The 14,081-nt window shown below is 72.7% G+C and carries 14 protein-coding genes, 6 tRNA genes and 1 pseudogene; 12 read left to right on the top strand and 9 right to left on the bottom strand.

The window, feature by feature from the left end; translation table 11 throughout:
* Window positions 1–27: 27 nt before the first annotated feature.
* Entirely contained in the window at window positions 28–846 is an 819-nt protein-coding gene (locus tag ACIHEJ_RS21405) for a TrmH family RNA methyltransferase (RefSeq protein ID WP_400137965.1), read from the top strand.
* Window positions 847–865: 19 nt separating this feature from the next.
* Here the strand turns inward: ACIHEJ_RS21405 and ACIHEJ_RS21400 are convergent, their stop codons facing one another.
* Entirely contained in the window at window positions 866–2,275 is a 1,410-nt protein-coding gene (locus tag ACIHEJ_RS21400) for a protein kinase (RefSeq protein ID WP_400137963.1), read from the bottom strand.
* Window positions 2,276–3,360: 1,085 nt separating this feature from the next.
* On the opposite strand from ACIHEJ_RS21400, the gene ACIHEJ_RS21395 reads away from it, so the two are divergent.
* Both ACIHEJ_RS21395 and ACIHEJ_RS21390 read left to right on the top strand, forming a co-directional pair.
* Entirely contained in the window at window positions 3,361–4,359 is a 999-nt protein-coding gene (locus ACIHEJ_RS21395) for a phosphotransferase (protein ID WP_400137961.1), read from the top strand.
* Between the two features lie 80 nt (window positions 4,360–4,439).
* A complete protein-coding gene (locus tag ACIHEJ_RS21390; RefSeq protein WP_400137959.1) occupies window positions 4,440–4,733 on the top strand; it encodes a zf-TFIIB domain-containing protein in 294 nt (97 codons plus the stop codon).
* Window positions 4,734–4,780: 47 nt separating this feature from the next.
* Here ACIHEJ_RS21390 and ACIHEJ_RS21385 read toward each other — a convergent pair.
* From ACIHEJ_RS21385 to ACIHEJ_RS21365, 5 genes are all read right to left on the bottom strand, one after another.
* Window positions 4,781–4,852: transfer RNA gene (locus tag ACIHEJ_RS21385), tRNA-Val, on the bottom strand.
* 29 nt (window positions 4,853–4,881) lie between these two features.
* Window positions 4,882–4,953 (bottom strand) — tRNA-Val (locus ACIHEJ_RS21380).
* A 36-nt stretch (window positions 4,954–4,989) separates the two neighbouring features.
* Window positions 4,990–5,061 (bottom strand) — tRNA-Val (locus tag ACIHEJ_RS21375).
* 1 nt (window position 5,062) lies between these two features.
* Window positions 5,063–5,136 (bottom strand) — tRNA-Cys (locus ACIHEJ_RS21370).
* A gap of 38 nt (window positions 5,137–5,174) precedes the next feature.
* A tRNA-Gly gene (locus ACIHEJ_RS21365) sits at window positions 5,175–5,247 on the bottom strand.
* Between the two features lie 178 nt (window positions 5,248–5,425).
* Here ACIHEJ_RS21365 and ACIHEJ_RS21360 point away from each other — a divergent pair.
* From ACIHEJ_RS21360 to ACIHEJ_RS21350, 3 genes are all read left to right on the top strand, one after another.
* Window positions 5,426–6,505, top strand: a complete 1,080-nt coding sequence (locus tag ACIHEJ_RS21360; RefSeq protein WP_400137958.1) for a chorismate-binding protein — start codon at window positions 5,426–5,428, stop codon at window positions 6,503–6,505.
* Complete coding sequence (locus ACIHEJ_RS21355) at window positions 6,502–7,323, top strand: aminotransferase class IV (RefSeq protein ID WP_400137954.1); 822 nt, start codon at window positions 6,502–6,504, stop codon at window positions 7,321–7,323. The genes ACIHEJ_RS21360 and ACIHEJ_RS21355 overlap by 4 nt, the downstream gene beginning before the upstream one ends.
* Window positions 7,324–7,468: 145 nt before the next feature.
* Window positions 7,469–8,296, top strand: coding sequence for a GNAT family N-acetyltransferase (locus ACIHEJ_RS21350; RefSeq protein ID WP_400137951.1), 828 nt, complete (start codon window positions 7,469–7,471; stop codon window positions 8,294–8,296).
* A gap of 15 nt (window positions 8,297–8,311) precedes the next feature.
* Here ACIHEJ_RS21350 and ACIHEJ_RS21345 read toward each other — a convergent pair whose 3' ends face one another.
* A complete protein-coding gene (locus ACIHEJ_RS21345; RefSeq protein WP_400137948.1) occupies window positions 8,312–8,836 on the bottom strand; it encodes a DsbA family protein in 525 nt (174 codons plus the stop codon).
* Between the two features lie 366 nt (window positions 8,837–9,202).
* Between ACIHEJ_RS21345 and ACIHEJ_RS21340 the strand changes: the two genes are divergently transcribed.
* Both ACIHEJ_RS21340 and ACIHEJ_RS21335 read left to right on the top strand, forming a co-directional pair.
* Window positions 9,203–9,646, top strand: coding sequence for a hypothetical protein (locus tag ACIHEJ_RS21340; protein ID WP_400137945.1), 444 nt, complete (start codon window positions 9,203–9,205; stop codon window positions 9,644–9,646).
* Window positions 9,647–9,811: 165 nt separating this feature from the next.
* Window positions 9,812–9,964: a hypothetical protein gene (locus ACIHEJ_RS21335; protein WP_400137943.1), complete on the top strand. Its 153-nt coding sequence runs from the start codon at window positions 9,812–9,814 to the stop codon at window positions 9,962–9,964.
* Between the two features lie 61 nt (window positions 9,965–10,025).
* On the opposite strand, the gene ACIHEJ_RS21330 is transcribed toward ACIHEJ_RS21335, so the two are convergent.
* Together ACIHEJ_RS21330 and ACIHEJ_RS21325 are read right to left on the bottom strand one after the other, a co-directional pair.
* A complete protein-coding gene (locus tag ACIHEJ_RS21330; RefSeq protein ID WP_400137940.1) occupies window positions 10,026–10,586 on the bottom strand; it encodes a CGNR zinc finger domain-containing protein in 561 nt (186 codons plus the stop codon).
* 341 nt (window positions 10,587–10,927) lie between these two features.
* The gene (locus ACIHEJ_RS21325; protein ID WP_004002642.1) at window positions 10,928–11,341 is read right to left on the bottom strand and encodes an SsgA family sporulation/cell division regulator; all 414 of its coding nucleotides are present in this window, start codon (window positions 11,339–11,341) and stop codon (window positions 10,928–10,930) included.
* A gap of 191 nt (window positions 11,342–11,532) precedes the next feature.
* Between ACIHEJ_RS21325 and ACIHEJ_RS21320 the strand changes: the two genes are divergently transcribed.
* The 4 genes and pseudogenes from ACIHEJ_RS21320 (at window position 11,533) to ACIHEJ_RS21305 (ending at window position 14,079) form a co-directional block, all read left to right on the top strand.
* Window positions 11,533–11,997 carry a TIGR02611 family protein gene (locus ACIHEJ_RS21320; RefSeq protein WP_400137938.1) on the top strand — a complete coding sequence of 155 codons (465 nt, stop codon included), beginning with the start codon at window positions 11,533–11,535 and terminating at the stop codon, window positions 11,995–11,997.
* Window positions 11,998–12,078: 81 nt separating this feature from the next.
* A tRNA-Val gene (locus ACIHEJ_RS21315) sits at window positions 12,079–12,150 on the top strand.
* Between the two features lie 490 nt (window positions 12,151–12,640).
* Window positions 12,641–13,287: pseudogene (locus ACIHEJ_RS21310) on the top strand (ABC transporter substrate-binding protein); the annotation flags it as partial.
* A gap of 345 nt (window positions 13,288–13,632) precedes the next feature.
* Window positions 13,633–14,079 (top strand): SRPBCC family protein, encoded by a 447-nt coding sequence (locus ACIHEJ_RS21305; RefSeq protein WP_400137935.1) that lies wholly within the window; start codon window positions 13,633–13,635, stop codon window positions 14,077–14,079.
* The last annotated feature ends 2 nt before the right edge of the window (window positions 14,080–14,081 follow it).

Below are 14,081 nucleotides of genomic sequence, written 5' to 3'. Positions count from 1 at the left end.
ACACCCAGGACAAGGCAGTATCACCCTGTGGCCGATCTCATCACCGTCGAGGACCCCGACGACCCCCGCCTCTCCGACTACACGGGCCTGACCGACGTCGAGCTGCGCCGCAAGCGCGAGCCGGCCGAGGGCCTGTTCATCGCCGAGGGCGAGAAGGTCATCCGCCGGGCCAAGGAAGCGGGCTACGAGATGCGCTCGATGCTGCTGTCCGCCAAGTGGATCGACGTCATGCGCGACGTCATCGACGAACTGCCCGCCCCCGTCTACGCCGTGAGCCCCGAACTCGCCGAGCAGGTCACCGGCTACCACGTGCACCGCGGCGCCCTCGCCTCCATGCAGCGCAAACCGCTGCCGACGGCGGGGGAGTTGTTGCGCAGCGCCCGCCGGGTCGTGATCATGGAATCGGTCAACGACCACACCAACATCGGCGCGATCTTCCGCTCGGCCGCCGCCCTCGGTATGGACGCGGTCCTGCTGTCGCCCGACTGCGCCGACCCGCTGTACCGGCGCAGCGTCAAGGTCTCCATGGGCGCGGTGTTCTCCGTGCCGTACGCCCGCCTGGAGACCTGGCCGAAGGGGCTGGAGTCGGTCCGCGAGGCCGGGTTCACCCTGCTCGCGCTCACCCCGGACGACAAGGCCCGCACCCTGGACGAGGCCGCCCCGCACCGGATGGACCGGGTGGCGCTCATGCTCGGCGCCGAGGGCGACGGACTGTCCACCCAGGCCCTGGTCGCCGCCGACGAATGGGTCCGCATCCCGATGGCCCACGGCGTCGACTCGCTCAACGTGGGCGCGGCCGCAGCGGTCGCCTTCTACGCCGTGGCCACCGGCCGACCGGAGTCCTGACCCGGCCCCGGGCCGACGCTCACCACCCGGAGGCGCGGCCCAGGGTCGACTCGTACCGCCGGGACATGAGCGCACCGGCGACCGGGGGCCGGTGACCCGGCTGCGCGTGCTGCTGCCGCCGTACGCCGCCGTCGTCGCCGAGCCCGCGGGCCGGGCCCTGGCAGCCCTGCGCGACCGCGATGCCGAGCGCCACGAGCAGCGTCACCACCACGAACACGAACAACCGCTGCCGCAGCAGCCGGGGATTGGCCGGCCGCCGCCCGGAGCCCGTCGTCCGCTGCGCCGGCCGCCCGGAGCCGCGCCGCCCGGTGGGCCGGCTCCCGTTGCCGGAGCGCGGCGCGGTGCCGCGCGGGACCGGGGTCGGGCGCACCGTACCCGGCCGGCCCGCGGCACCTGCGCCGCGCGCGCCGCTGCCGCCGCGCGAGGGCACACCGCGCACCGGGGCGCCGCCCCGTGGCGGCGTACCGGCGCGTGGCACCGGGGTGCCGGGGGAGGTGCGCCGCTGGATGCGCTGCGGCTCGGGGTAGGTGTCGACGAGCCGGCCGGTGGGCCGGTCCGCCTCGGCGGCGCGCGGCGCGGGCGGACGCACGTCGGCCAGGCCCTGTGCCTCCCGGGTGGCGATCTCCTTCAGCCGCAGCGACAGCTGCAGGGTGCTGGGCCGCTCCTCGGGGTCCTTCGCCAGGCAGGCCCGGATCAGCGGGGCGAGCGCGTCCGGTACGCCGTGCAGCTGCGGTTCCTCGTGCACCACCCGGTACAGCATCACCTCGGAACTGCCCTGCCCGAAGGGCGAGTCGCCCGTGGAGGCGTACGCCAGGGTCGCGCCCAGGGAGAACACGTCCGTGGCCGGGGTGACGACGGCGCCGCGCACCTGCTCCGGGGCGAGGAAGCCGGGCGAGCCGACCGCGGTGCCCACATGGGTGAGGGTGGAGGCGCCGGTGGCCCAGGCGATGCCGAAGTCGATGATCCGGGGTCCCTTGGGGGACAGCAGGATGTTGGAGGGCTTCAGGTCCCGGTGGACGACACCCGCCTCGTGCACGGCGACCAGCCCCTCCGACAGGGCGGCGCCGACGGCCGCGGTGTCGGCCGCGCCGAGCGGGCCCTCGTCGGCGACCTTGTCGTGCAGGGAGGGCCCGGGCACGTACTGGGTGGCGAACCAGGGGCGGTCGGCCTCCAGGTCCGCGGCGACCAGCCGGGCCGTACACCCTCCCCTGATGCGCCGGGCCGCCGAGACCTCACGCGCGAACCGGGACCGGAACTCCTGGTCCTCCGCCAGGTCGGGCCGGATCACCTTCAGCGCGACCCGCTGCCCCTTCTTGTCGGAGCCGAGATAGACCACGCCCATCCCACCCGCGCCGAGCCGTCGGTGAAGCCTGAACGAGCCGACGACGCGCGGGTCCTCGCGCCTCAGGCGCATCATCGCCATGTTCATCCCCGCTGCCCGGTCCCTGTGACGTGGCACAGCTTACGTTTCCCCGGCCGCCTGCGCGCAGAGGCCGCGCCCTCTCGGCCGGATGGATTGTGCGCGCCGTCCGTACGACGTGAAAGACGGTCAGGAAGCCATGCAACACGGCGCCCTTGAACCGACTGTGCCCCCAACGGGCCCATGCCGTAAGGACGTTGGATCGGCGCCAGGTCCGGATCCGCGCCTCCGCCCGTCCGCCGCACACGCTTCCGGCACAACCGCCGGACCCCGTCCCCGCACGGACCACGCACCACGCACGGCCTCCCACGCGCCGCGGACCGAAGTGATCGAAGTCACCCTTTCCGACCCTGTGGACGCTTCGGAAATGACGGGACAGAGCGGGCGGCCCCTCAGGGAAGACCCCGAGGCCTGCGACCGCGTCTCCACCCAGGGGAGTACGTCCCCGCCGAGGGCTCATCCTCCGGGAGGCCCGCCAATCGGTACGAAGGCATGACGTGCGGCGAGCGCTCCCCACCTAGATTTGAGGTCAAGCGGCGGGTGCAGCACTCGTCCCCCGAGGTCAGGCACCCGCCGCTGCCGAAGGACAACCGAAACGGTCAGGAGAGGGACCATGGCCCACACGGCACCGCGACGTACAGCGTTCGCCCCCCGCCGGACGGGCCGTCGACACCCCCTGGTGGCGACACTCATGGCCCTTCCCCTGGCGGCCCTGCTCCTGCTCGTCTTCGACGGCTGGGAGACGGTGGCCACACAGGCGTCGTCCGTGGGTGCGATGCTGGGGCGCTGAGCGGCGCCCCAGGCCCGGAAGAGCGGTCCGGGCGGGGACATCCACCCATGAAACCCCGTGGGGACGGGGGTGCGGCGGACGGCACGAATGCCGGCGCAGCTGGGGAGCTGCGCCGGCATTGCGCCGTTCACGGCCGAGGCCGGGCGTACCGACGCAGCCGCGGGCAGCCGGACCGCTGCCCCCTCAGGAGGCACCTCGCCGGCGCGGGCAGGCGTGTCCCCCCGTGCAGCTTCGGCACCGAGCACCGTCACGGCCGCCCGTCCGCGTACGCTCGCTCCGCAGCCCACCCCACCCCGAGGCCCCCGTGACTCTCCTCCCCGCTCTCACCGCGCAGGCCGAAGCCGCCGCCCACCCGGACTCCGGCGGGGCCCTCTGCGCCTGCGCCCCCACCGCCCCCTTGGCCGACCGCCCGGACGCCACCGTCGTACGTCACGCCGACACCGTCGCCAAGGCGCACGCCCCGGACACCGACCCCGCCCACCTGGCCCTCCGCCTCGCCACGGCCGCCGGGTTCCCCGACCTCCTCCTCGCCCCGCTCGCCCCCGCCCCTGCCCCCCTCCACGGCCGCCTGGTGAGCTTCTGGCCGTACGGCGCCCCGGTGGACCCGGACGAGCTCGACGAGGCCCCCTGGGAGGCCGCCGCCACCCTTCTCGCCCGTCTGCACCGGACGGAGCCGCCGGGCCCGCTGCCCCCCATGCGCGGCCCCGCCAAGGCCGCCGCCGCGACGAGCCGGCTCGGTGCAGCCCTGTGCGCCGCATCCGGACCCCCGTCCTCGCCCGCCCCCACTTCGGCACCCGAACCCCCGCCCACCCTCCTCGAAGCCGCCCACCCCGTCCTGAAGGCCTGGGCCGCCCTCCCCGCCTGGGCCCGGGCCGAGGCCCCCATGCCCGGCACCCTCGGCCTCTGCCACGGTGACCTGCACCTCGGCCAGCTCGTCCGCCATCCGGTGCCGGACGGGCCATGGAAGCTGATCGACGTGGACGATCTGGGACTCGGTGTCCAGGCCTGGGACCTCGCCCGCCCCGCCGCCTGGTACGCCTGCGGGCTCCTCCCGCCCGACGAGTGGACCCGCTTCCTGACCGCCTACCGCCAGGCCGGCGGCCCGGCCGTACCCGCGGACGGCGATCCGTGGCCCGCGCTGGACGTCCCGGCCCGTGCCGTCACCGTGCAGACGGCCGCCCGCGCCCTCACCAAGGCGCACGCGGCGGGCCGCCCGCTGGACGGGGTGGAGCAGGCCCTGGTCGACGCCTGCGCCCGAATGACTTCGGTACCCCACCAGTTGACCCGGGAAATCCCGGACTAGGCTGCAACCGACCGAGGCCGGACGGAGTCTGTCCTGGGGAAACACGAAGCAGGACCTACCGGCGAGGAGTTGAGCCGAGCATGCAGTGTCCGAAGTGCCATGCGCCGATGCACACCTACAACCGCAGCGGCGTCCAGATCGAGCAGTGCAGCGGTTGTCGCGGCATCTTCCTCGACTACGGCGAGCTGGAGGCGCTGACCCAGATGGAGTCCCAGTGGTCCAAGCCCGTCCCGCCGGCCCCGCAGGCGTACCCGGCGCCGCCCGCCCCGGCCTGGGGTGCCCCGCACGGCGGTCACCACGGTGGCCACCACGGCGGTCACGGGCACCACGGTCACCACAACAAGAGCTGGGCCCACATGCTCTTCTCCAGCTGAGCGCACGAAGAAGCCCCCGGTCGCGCGACCGGGGGCTTCCTGCTGTGTGGACGATACTGGGATTGAACCAGTGACCTCTTCCGTGTCAGGGAAGCGCTCTCCCGCTGAGCTAATCGTCCGCGGGCTGTGACCCGGGAGTCACAGTCTGTGCGCGATACTGGGATTGAACCAGTGACCTCTTCCGTGTCAGGGAAGCGCTCTCCCGCTGAGCTAATCGCGCGGGTTCGGATCTTGCCGTACGAGCCGACGGATCCAGTGGACGATACTGGGATTGAACCAGTGACCTCTTCCGTGTCAGGGAAGCGCTCTCCCGCTGAGCTAATCGTCCTTGGAGGTGGAGACGGGATTTGAACCCGTGTAGACGGCTTTGCAGGCCGTTGCCTCGCCTCTCGGCCACTCCACCAGGAGTGTAGGGGATCGGGATGACCCCTTCTTCCTTCGAGCGGACGACGAGGCTCGAACTCGCGACCTCAACCTTGGCAAGGTTGCGCTCTACCAACTGAGCTACGTCCGCTTGTCGTTTCGGTCCGCTTCCGCGTCCCGGCGACGTGTTGAACTCTAGCGGATTCCCGGGCCAGCACAAAAACGCGTTTGCGCAGCGTGCTGCGGTGCGTCCGACGGACCCGGTGGTCAGGGGCCCTGCCGGGACATCCGCGGGCCACCTCTCGGACACCCGACCTAGACTCGACAACGTGCTCCATCACCCATCCGGCCTGCCCCCTCTGGCCCGCTTCGGCGACCGCGTCGCCACCGGTCTCCTCGACGTCACCAGCGATCCGGCCGCCCTCGACTCCTCCGGCTTCTGGGCCGTCTGCGCGGACTTCGAGGGCAGGCTGACCTGCGCACGCTTCGCGGACGTACGGAAGGCGCCCGTGCCCGCGCCGGTGCCGGGCGGCTGGCGGGGCCCGGCTGCGGGGGACTGGACCTCGTCCCTGGACCGCGCCGGGTACACGGCGGCCGTCGGCCGGATCCGTGCGCACATCGCGGCCGGCGAGGTGTACCAGGCCAACCTGTGCCGGGTGCTGAGCGCGCCCGTCGCCCCCGGCGCCGACGTGGACGCCCTGACCGCCGTGCTGGCCCGCGGCAACCCTGCGCCGTACGCAGGAACGATCCGCCTGCCGGAGCACGGCGTGGAGATCGCCACCGCCTCGCCCGAGCTGTTCCTGCGCCGCGACGGCCGGACCGTGGAGTCGGGGCCGATCAAGGGCACCGGGCGCACCGAGGCGGACCTCCTGGAGAAGGACTACGCCGAGAACGTGATGATCGTGGACCTGGTCCGCAACGACATCGGCCGTGTCTGCGCGACCGGCAGCGTCACCGTCCCCGACCTGTGCGCCGTGGAGAAGCACCCCGGCCTGGTCCACCTCGTCTCCACCGTCCGCGGCGAGCTGCGCCCCGACGCCGGCTGGCCGGAGCTGCTCGCCGCCGCCTTCCCGCCCGGCTCGGTCACCGGCGCGCCCAAGTCCAGCGCCCTGCGGATCATCGAGGCGCTGGAGACGGCACCGCGCGGCCCGTACTGCGGCGGGATCGGCTGGGTGGACGCCGACCGCAGGACCGGCCAGCTGGCCGTCGGCATCCGCACCTTCTGGATCGACCGCGCCGCCGGGGCGCTCCGCTTCGGCACCGGCGCCGGCATCACCTGGGGATCGGACCCGGAGGGGGAGTGGCGGGAGACCGAGCTGAAGGCGTCCCGGCTGCTCGCGGTAGCGTCGGGGGTGTACGAGGAACGCTGGGCGGGTGGGGCGGGAAGCAACGAAGGGGCGCTCACATGAGGATCTGGCTGGACGGCGGGCTGCGGGACCTGGAATCCGCCCGTGTCTCCGTCTTCGACCACGGGCTGACCGTCGGCGACGGCATCTTCGAGACGGTGAAGGCGGTCGACGGGAAGCCGTTCGCGCTCACCCGGCACCTGGACCGGCTGACCCGCTCGGCCCGGGGGCTCGGCCTGCCCGACCCCGACCACGACGAGGTCCGCGAGGCCTGCGCGGCGGTCCTGGAGGCCAATCCGATGCCGCTCGGACGGCTGCGGATCACCTACACCGGCGGCCACGGCCCGCTCGGCTCCGACCGCGGTGAGCACGGCCCGACCCTGGTGGTCGCCCTCGGCGCCACCACCCGACGCCCGGACTCCACCGCGGTGATCACCGTCCCGTGGACCCGTAACGAGCGGGGCGCGCTGACCGGCCTGAAGACGACCTCGTACGCCGAGAACGTCGTCGCCCTGGCCCGCGCCCACGAAGACGGCGCCTCCGAGGCGCTGTTCGGCAACACCGTCGGCCGGCTCTGCGAGGGCACCGGGTCGAACGTCTTCGTCGTCCTGGACGGCGAGATCCACACCCCGCCGGTCGCCTCCGGATGCCTCCCCGGCATCACCCGCGCCCTGGCGGTCGAGTGGACGGGCGCCAAGGAGACCGACCTGCCGCTGGACGTGCTGGACCGCGCCGACGAGGTGTTCCTGACCTCCACGCTGCGGGACGTGCAGGCTGTCCACCGGGTCGACGACCGGGAACTGTCCGGCACCCCGGGCCCGGTGACCGCCAAGGCGATGCGCGTCTTCGACGAGCGGTCCGGGCAGGACCTGGACCCCTGAGCCGGGGGACCGGCCGAGGGGAGCCCGGGAGACCGGCGGAGGGGTGTCCGCAGGAGCGGGCTGACGCGGGCGTGGAAGGGCCGGGCCGCCGGGAGCGCGGAAAAACTGGCTGACGGGGCCGGGCGCTGCGGGTAGAACACCTGTGATGACCACGACCCTGCGGCCGGCCGAGCCGCTTCAGCAGCACGCCGACGGGACCCGTTCGCGCCGCTACCAGGTGTGTGTGAACAGCCGCCCCGTCGGTGAGGTCCACCTCGGCACCTCACCGTCCCTCGGCGACTCGGTGGCCCGCGTCCTCGACATCCGGATAGCCGAGCCCGACCGGCGGCGCGGCCGGGCCACGGTGGCCGCGCTCGCCGCCGAGGAGGTGGCGCGCGGCTGGGGCTGCCGGCAGATCGAGACCGTGGTCCCCGCGTCGGCGGACATCGCCCTGCGGCTGTTCGAGACGCTCGGCTACACCTTGCGCAACCGCGGCATGGAGAAGGGCCTCGGCACCGCCCCGCCCGCGCTCCCGCCGGGCAGCGGCGCGCGGCCCATGACGCCGGCCGAGTTCGACACGTGGCAGGCGCACGAGAGCGAGCACTACGCCCTGGAGTGGATGGCGCGCGGCGTGCCCGAGGCGACGGCCCGCGCCAAGGCCCGCGACGACCACGACAGGCTGCTGCCCGACGGGCTCGCGACCGACGGCATGCTCTTCAGCGTTCTGGAGCACGAGGGGATCCGGGTGGGCACGCTGTGGGTGGCGCTGCAGGGCACCAGGGGGGCGTTCGTGTTCGACGTGGCCACGGACGCGGCCCACCGCGGGCATGGCCACGGCCGTACGCTGATGCTGCTCGCGGAGCGCCAGGCGATCGAGGCCGGGCGGCCGGTCCTCGGCCTCAACGTGTTCGCCGGCAACGCCCCGGCCGAGCGGCTGTACGAGTCACTCGGATACGAGACGACGACCCGTTCCCTGTCCAAGCCCCTGCTGTAGACGATGCGCCGCGGGTCAGGCCTCCTGCCCGCCCAGCAGCCGGTCGGCGATCTCCTCGATCCGCTGGCGCAGGCCCTCCTGGCTCTTGCCGCCGTCGAGGCGTTCGCCGCCGATGACGTAGGTCGGGGTGCCGGTCACGCCGATCGCCTTGCCCTCGGCCTGGTCGGCGTCGACGATCAGGATGTGCCGGCCGTCGATCAGCGCGGTGTCGAACTCCTCGGCGTCCAGGCCGAGTTCCCGGGCGACCTCGACCAGGAAGGGTTCCCCCTCACGGTCCAGCTCCGCCACCCGCTCCAGCACGGCCTCCACGTACGGCCAGCCCTTGCCCTGCTCCAGGGCCTCCTCGGCGGCCTGGGCGGCGGCGAAGGCGTGCTTGTGCTTCTCCAGCGGGAAGTGCCGCAGCCGCGGCTCGAGCCGGTCGCCGTAGCGGGCACGCAGGGCGCGGACGTCGTCCAGGGCGGTGCGGCAGTCGGGGCACTGCAGTTCGCACCAGACGTCGAGAACGACGGCGTCGGTGCGGGCAGGGGAGGAGTCGCTCATACGGGCCAGTGTTCCAGGCCGGACGCGGGCGACCCAATCGGGACGGTACGGCGCCGCGCGCCACGGCGTCCCGTGGCTGCGGGGGGAGCGCCGGCGGCCACGGCATCCGGCGACCACGGCATCCGGTGGCGGCGGGGCCCGGCGGCCGGCTTTGGGCGACCGGACCCCGCATCGGCGCCCCGCATCGGCGCCCCAGGAGGAGGCGACCCGGAGATGTCCCTGATGTCCGGCCGGGAGCATGGCATCGGGACGGCCGGGCGGTGCACGATGGACGGGGACGCGACGCACCTCGCCGGAGCGCCCCGTGCATCCGTCCACGCTTCCCATGCTTTCCACCCACGCGACCGAGCCCGCCAGGAGGACCGGATGATTGCCGAGACCGTCTGCTCCGCCGTGTCCGCGGCAGGCCTGGGCATCGGGGTGGTCACGGCCTACCGCAGGCGCTTCCACGCGGCGGCGCGCATCGTGGCCTACTCGCTGGTGCCGGTCGGCCTGGTGATGACCGGGGTCGTCGGCTGGCTCGCCGACACCGCTTTCAGCCCCACCGCCTGGGCGGGCTTCGGCGTGCTGGGCGCGGCCTGGCTCCTCTTCGCCGGCACCCGCGCGGTCGAGCGCCGGCGCGCCGGAACCGGGCCCGAGCGCAAGGCGGCCAGGGGGAGGCGGCAGGAGGCGGTGACGCCCGCGGGTTCGGCGCCCGCCCTGGGCCAGGAGACCCGTCCCGCGGCGCGACCGGCCGCCGCTCCCGGCAACTCCGGGTCGGGTGACGACTTCAGCGACATCGAGGCCATCCTCAAGAAGCACGGCATATGACAGTCGTACGACTCACTGAAAGGACACAGTGTGTCGGTCGGTGTCCGGAATCGTTCACCATCCGAAGCGAGTCGGACGAGAGATCACGGTATTCGGTGAACTCCCGCAAGATCCTCGTGCGTTGATCGCGCGGCGGGTGCCGGGTGCGTCATCATCGGCCGCGAGATGCTGGACACGAAACAGAGCGAGGCCGCGCCGCCGAAGGACGAGCCGCGCGGGTGCCTCTTCGCCCTTTCCCAGCCACCGCTGATGATCTTCCTGACGGTGATCGGGTGTCTGCTCCTCATGGCTGCGCTGCACGACCTGCTGTTGCTGTGAGCCGTACACGTCCGTCCCGGCGCCACCCGCCGGGACCGACGTCGCCCCGGGACGACGCCGGTCAGCCCGTGGCCTCCTTGCGCCGGGCCCGGTAGGCGGCGACATGCAGCCGGTTCCCACAGGTGCGGCTGTCGCAGTAGCGGCGCGAGCGGTTGCGGGAGAGATCGACGAAGGCGCGCCGGCAGTCCGGTGCCTCGCAGCGACGCAGCCGCTCCTGCTCGCCGGCCACCACGAAGAAGGCCAGCGCCATCCCGCAGTCCGCGGCGAGGTGATCGGCCACGGAGGCGCCCGGCGCGAAGTAGTGCACATGCCAGTCGTAGCCGTCGTGGTCCGTCAGGCGTGGCGTGGTGCCCGCCGCGGCCACCAGGTCGTTGATCGCCCCGGCCGCGGCCCGGGCGTCCGGGGCCGCGAAGATCGCCGCGAAGCGCCCCCGCACCCTGCGCACCGCCGAGAGGTCGAGCTCCGACAGCACACCGACATCGCTGATCTCGTGGTTTCGCACGAAATCAGCGAGAGCCGGGACATCGGGCAGTCCGTCCGCCGCCGCATCGTCCTCCGGCGCGGTGTTCACCAGATCCACCACGGTGTCGAGCGCGCACCGGGTGTCGTGGGTGATCAGCACATTTCGCTCCCTGGCCTGGGGGTCGGGCGGGCGCCCGCCGATGGGGGCCGATGGTAGCGACAACCGCGCCCACCGCACCGGTCCCGTCCGCCCCGATTGCCGGTAGAACGCCTCCGTGCCCGAGCCGGTTCCCGGCCCGGCCGACTCCGCCCGGCCGAGCCGGCGAAGGCCACCGGCACCGCCCTACGGCGCCCCGCTCATCCTGGCCACGGACAGGCCGACGCCGCCCCGGGAGCGCTGAACACTCCCGGAGACGGCGTCGGCCCGTGCCGTATGCGGTTGTCTTGGCCCGAGCCGTCTCCCCGAGTGGACGGCGCCGGGCTGCTTGCGAAGGCCGCGACCTAGCTCTCCGCCAGGATGTGCGAGAGCTCCTGATCCAGGTCGAAATGCCGGTGCTCCGTGCCGGGCGGCACGGCGGCGTCAGTCCGCTTCAGGAAGGACTCCAAGGCCCGCGCCGGGGCCTCGAGCAGCGCCTCCCCCTCCGGGGAGCTGAGGGCGATGCACACGACGCCCTGACCATGACTACGAGATGGCCAGACGCGGACGTCGCCGGTGCCGGTGGGCCGGTGAAGCCCCTCGGCGAGGAGGTCGCGGGCGAACACCCACTCGACGGTCTCCTCGGCTCCGGTGTGGAAGGTGGCGTGCACGGCGTAGGGGTCGGCCGTGTCGTACCGCAGGCCTGCGGGGACAGGCAGGGAGGACTCGCTCGACACAACGAGGCGCAGGTGCAGCTCGCAGCTGACCGTGGTGTTCATAAGCGCCAGGGCCTTTCGCTCAGTGTGCGCTCGGGGATTCGCACGTCGGCGAAATCGACATGCCACCTACGGTGCCGTTGTAAACCCCTCTGAGGGTTTTGCGTGTGTTTACGTAACTCTTCCGGCCGAGAACTCGTATCAGACCTTGGACCATTCCAGTGACCTGAATCACTCGGGTAGGGTTCGGCTGTATGAATACGGGGAGTGACGAGCCGGGCGAGGCCGTCGGGACAGCGGGTAGTGTGGAGGCGGTCCGGCACGTGGCAGAGGAAGACTCCGGGCGGGGGCTCGGTTCCCGGGCGCCGGAATTCATCAGGTCCCGCCGCGTGCTCCACCTGAGCTGGCAGGTCGGGGTCTTCGTGGTCGGGCTGGCGGTGGTCGCCGCCGGGATCGTCATGCTGCCGCTGCCGGGTCCCGGCTGGGTCGTGATCTTCGGCGGCATGGCGATCTGGGCGACCGAGTTCGTCTGGGCGCAGCTCGTGCTGCGCTGGACCAAACGCAAGGTCACCGAGGCGGCCCACCGGGCGCTCGACCCCAAGGTGCGCCGCCGCAACCTCACCGTGACCGCGGTCGGGCTCGTGATCGTGGGGGCGCTGGTCGGGACGTACCTGTGGAAGTACGGCCTCGTCATGCCGTGGAAGATCAAGGATCAGTGAGCGGCGCGCGGGCGGCCGCCCGCCGGACTCCGCCCTGGTCGGAGGCACCCCCTGACATGGGGTAATGTTCTTCCTGCGCCCGGGCGATTAGCTCAGTGGGAGAGCGCTTCGTTCACACCGAAGAGGTCACTGGTTCGAACCCAGTATCGCCCACCCGGACCGACGGCCCATCTGCAACAGAGCAGGTGGGCCGTCGGCGTGTGAGCTGCGATTCCTGGTCGCTCCGGCGGTGACCGATGCCGCCCCCCGGGCCATCGGCCTCGCGCGGCGGCCGTAGGCGGCCGCAGCCGCGGCTGCGGCCGCTCCTCGGACCCGGCGATCGCCCCCGGCTACCGGATGCCGGATCTGGTCGCGGTCGGATCGCGGCGTGGAGCGCCGGAGAACTCTCCGTCATGGCCGGAGGGCGTCCCCGGGTACGGCCGTCACCCCGCCCCGCTCGGCGCCGGCCCGCCAGGCCCCGGCCCGCCGGTCCCCTGCCCTGTGGCGCGGTCGGCCCCCCTGCCCTGTGGCCGGCCGCCCATGTCGTGCAGCCGGCCGCGTGGTCCATGGGCTGGGCGAGGTGGCGTACGCGGGCGGGTGGGTGGCGTCCTGGGGCGCCCCGCCCCCGGCTTCATCCTGCGCTAGCAAGCGCTTACTCGAAGCGATTCATCCCACTGTTCGGGCAGGCCGCGGTGGCGGGCCGTTACTCCCGTGGGGTGCCGAGGAGCGGGCCAGGAAGATCAACCGGACCGTCGCGCTCTTCGAGAAGAAGTACCCGAAGATCAAGGTCACGACCGACTTCCAGACGTATCAATCGTTCTGGGAGAAGTTCCAGCCCCAGGCCGCGGGTGGAAATCCCCCGGACGTTTTCCGGAACGCCGTCACGTTTCTCCGGAAGTATGACAAGCGCGGAATTCTGCTCGACCTCAAGTCCCAGGTGCAGGCAGGCAATCTGACCCTGGGTCACTTCCGGGACGGTGTGACGAAGGTCGGCGAGGTCGACGGAAAACAGCTCGGAATTCCGGTCGCTTCCAACGCGATGGCACTCGTCATCGACAAGAAGGTCTTCCGGAAGGCTCGCGTCGAGCCGCAGCCCGGCTGGACCTGGGACGCGTACTTCAAGGCCCCGAAGACCGTCCACGACAGGACGAGGGCCCCCGGGGACACCGGCTACTTCGCCATCATGTACCTGTACGACCTCTTCCGCCGCGGCAGAACGGCAATGCCTTCTACACCGACAAGGGACTCGGCTTCGACAAGGCCGATCTGACGGAGCGGTGGACGGACGGCCACCACCGCCTCAAGGCGGGGACGTCACCCGCCGGCGACGGCAGACGGCCTCCGGCGCTACGGCTCCGACGGCTGCAGCGAGTCCTCGCCATGGAGGACCGAGAAGCTGACCGGCCCGGCCGCGCTGGTCGAGGGCGCCGAGGCGCCGGGTGTCCACCGACGGCACCGCGCTCCACGGCCTCGCGGCCCTCGAGAACCTGGCCCTGCTCGGCGACAGGATGCCGGCGTGGCAAAGGCGCGTGGGACGCGTGGGGGAGCGCCGTCGCACGGGCGGCGGCGCTCGCCCCCCGAGTGTGGTCACCGCCGCGGTGCGGCGCATGAGTACGCGTACTCAGGTCGATGCGCGCGCCCGGGCAGACTCTTGCCATGGACTGGACCCACTACCGCTTTTGCAGCCTGTGGTCCCTGCCCGCCCCGCCGGGCGCCGTGTACACGGTGCTGGAGCGGGCCGAGGACTATCCCCGCTGGTGGCCGCAGGTGCGCGCGGTGACCCGGCTGGACGACGACACCGGTGTCCTCACCATCCGGTCCGTACTGCCGTACGCCATGACCTTCACCGCCCGCGCCACGCGCCACGACCGCGTCGCCGGGATCCTGGAGGTCGTCATGTCCGGAGACATCGACGGCTGGGCCCGCTGGACGGTCACCGCGGACGGCCCCGGCACCCTCGTCCGGTACGACCAGGTCGTCGACGTGCGCAAGCCCCTGCTCAGGCTGCTGGCCGTGCCGGGACGCCCGGTCTTCCGCTTCAACCACCGGCTGATGATGCGGGCCGGCCGGCGCGGGCTGCTGCGCCGGCTGCGCGCGGTTTGAAC

Source organism: Streptomyces sp. NPDC052301 (assembly GCF_044593395.1).
GTDB lineage: Bacteria > Actinomycetota > Actinomycetes > Streptomycetales > Streptomycetaceae > Streptomyces.
Note: the sequence above shows the minus strand (reverse complement) of the source record. Positions and strands in the feature narration are given on the sequence as shown.

Bases quoted from the DNA above. Each gene is read 5' to 3' on its own strand.
- ACIHEJ_RS21400 (WP_400137963.1), bottom strand. From the start codon at position 2,275: ATGAACATGGCGATGATGCGCCTGAGGCGCGAGGACCCGCGCGTCGTC.
- ACIHEJ_RS21390 (WP_400137959.1), top strand. From the start codon at position 4,440: ATGCAGTGTCCGAAGTGCCATGCGCCGATGCACACCTACAACCGCAGC.
- ACIHEJ_RS21355 (WP_400137954.1), top strand. From the start codon at position 6,502: ATGAGGATCTGGCTGGACGGCGGGCTGCGGGACCTGGAATCCGCCCGT.
- ACIHEJ_RS21350 (WP_400137951.1), top strand. From the start codon at position 7,469: ATGACCACGACCCTGCGGCCGGCCGAGCCGCTTCAGCAGCACGCCGAC.
- ACIHEJ_RS21345 (WP_400137948.1), bottom strand. From the start codon at position 8,836: ATGAGCGACTCCTCCCCTGCCCGCACCGACGCCGTCGTTCTCGACGTC.
- ACIHEJ_RS21340 (WP_400137945.1), top strand. From the start codon at position 9,203: ATGATTGCCGAGACCGTCTGCTCCGCCGTGTCCGCGGCAGGCCTGGGC.
- ACIHEJ_RS21335 (WP_400137943.1), top strand. From the start codon at position 9,812: ATGCTGGACACGAAACAGAGCGAGGCCGCGCCGCCGAAGGACGAGCCG.
- ACIHEJ_RS21325 (WP_004002642.1), bottom strand. From the start codon at position 11,341: ATGAACACCACGGTCAGCTGCGAGCTGCACCTGCGCCTCGTTGTGTCG.
- ACIHEJ_RS21320 (WP_400137938.1), top strand. From the start codon at position 11,533: ATGAATACGGGGAGTGACGAGCCGGGCGAGGCCGTCGGGACAGCGGGT.
- ACIHEJ_RS21305 (WP_400137935.1), top strand. From the start codon at position 13,633: ATGGACTGGACCCACTACCGCTTTTGCAGCCTGTGGTCCCTGCCCGCC.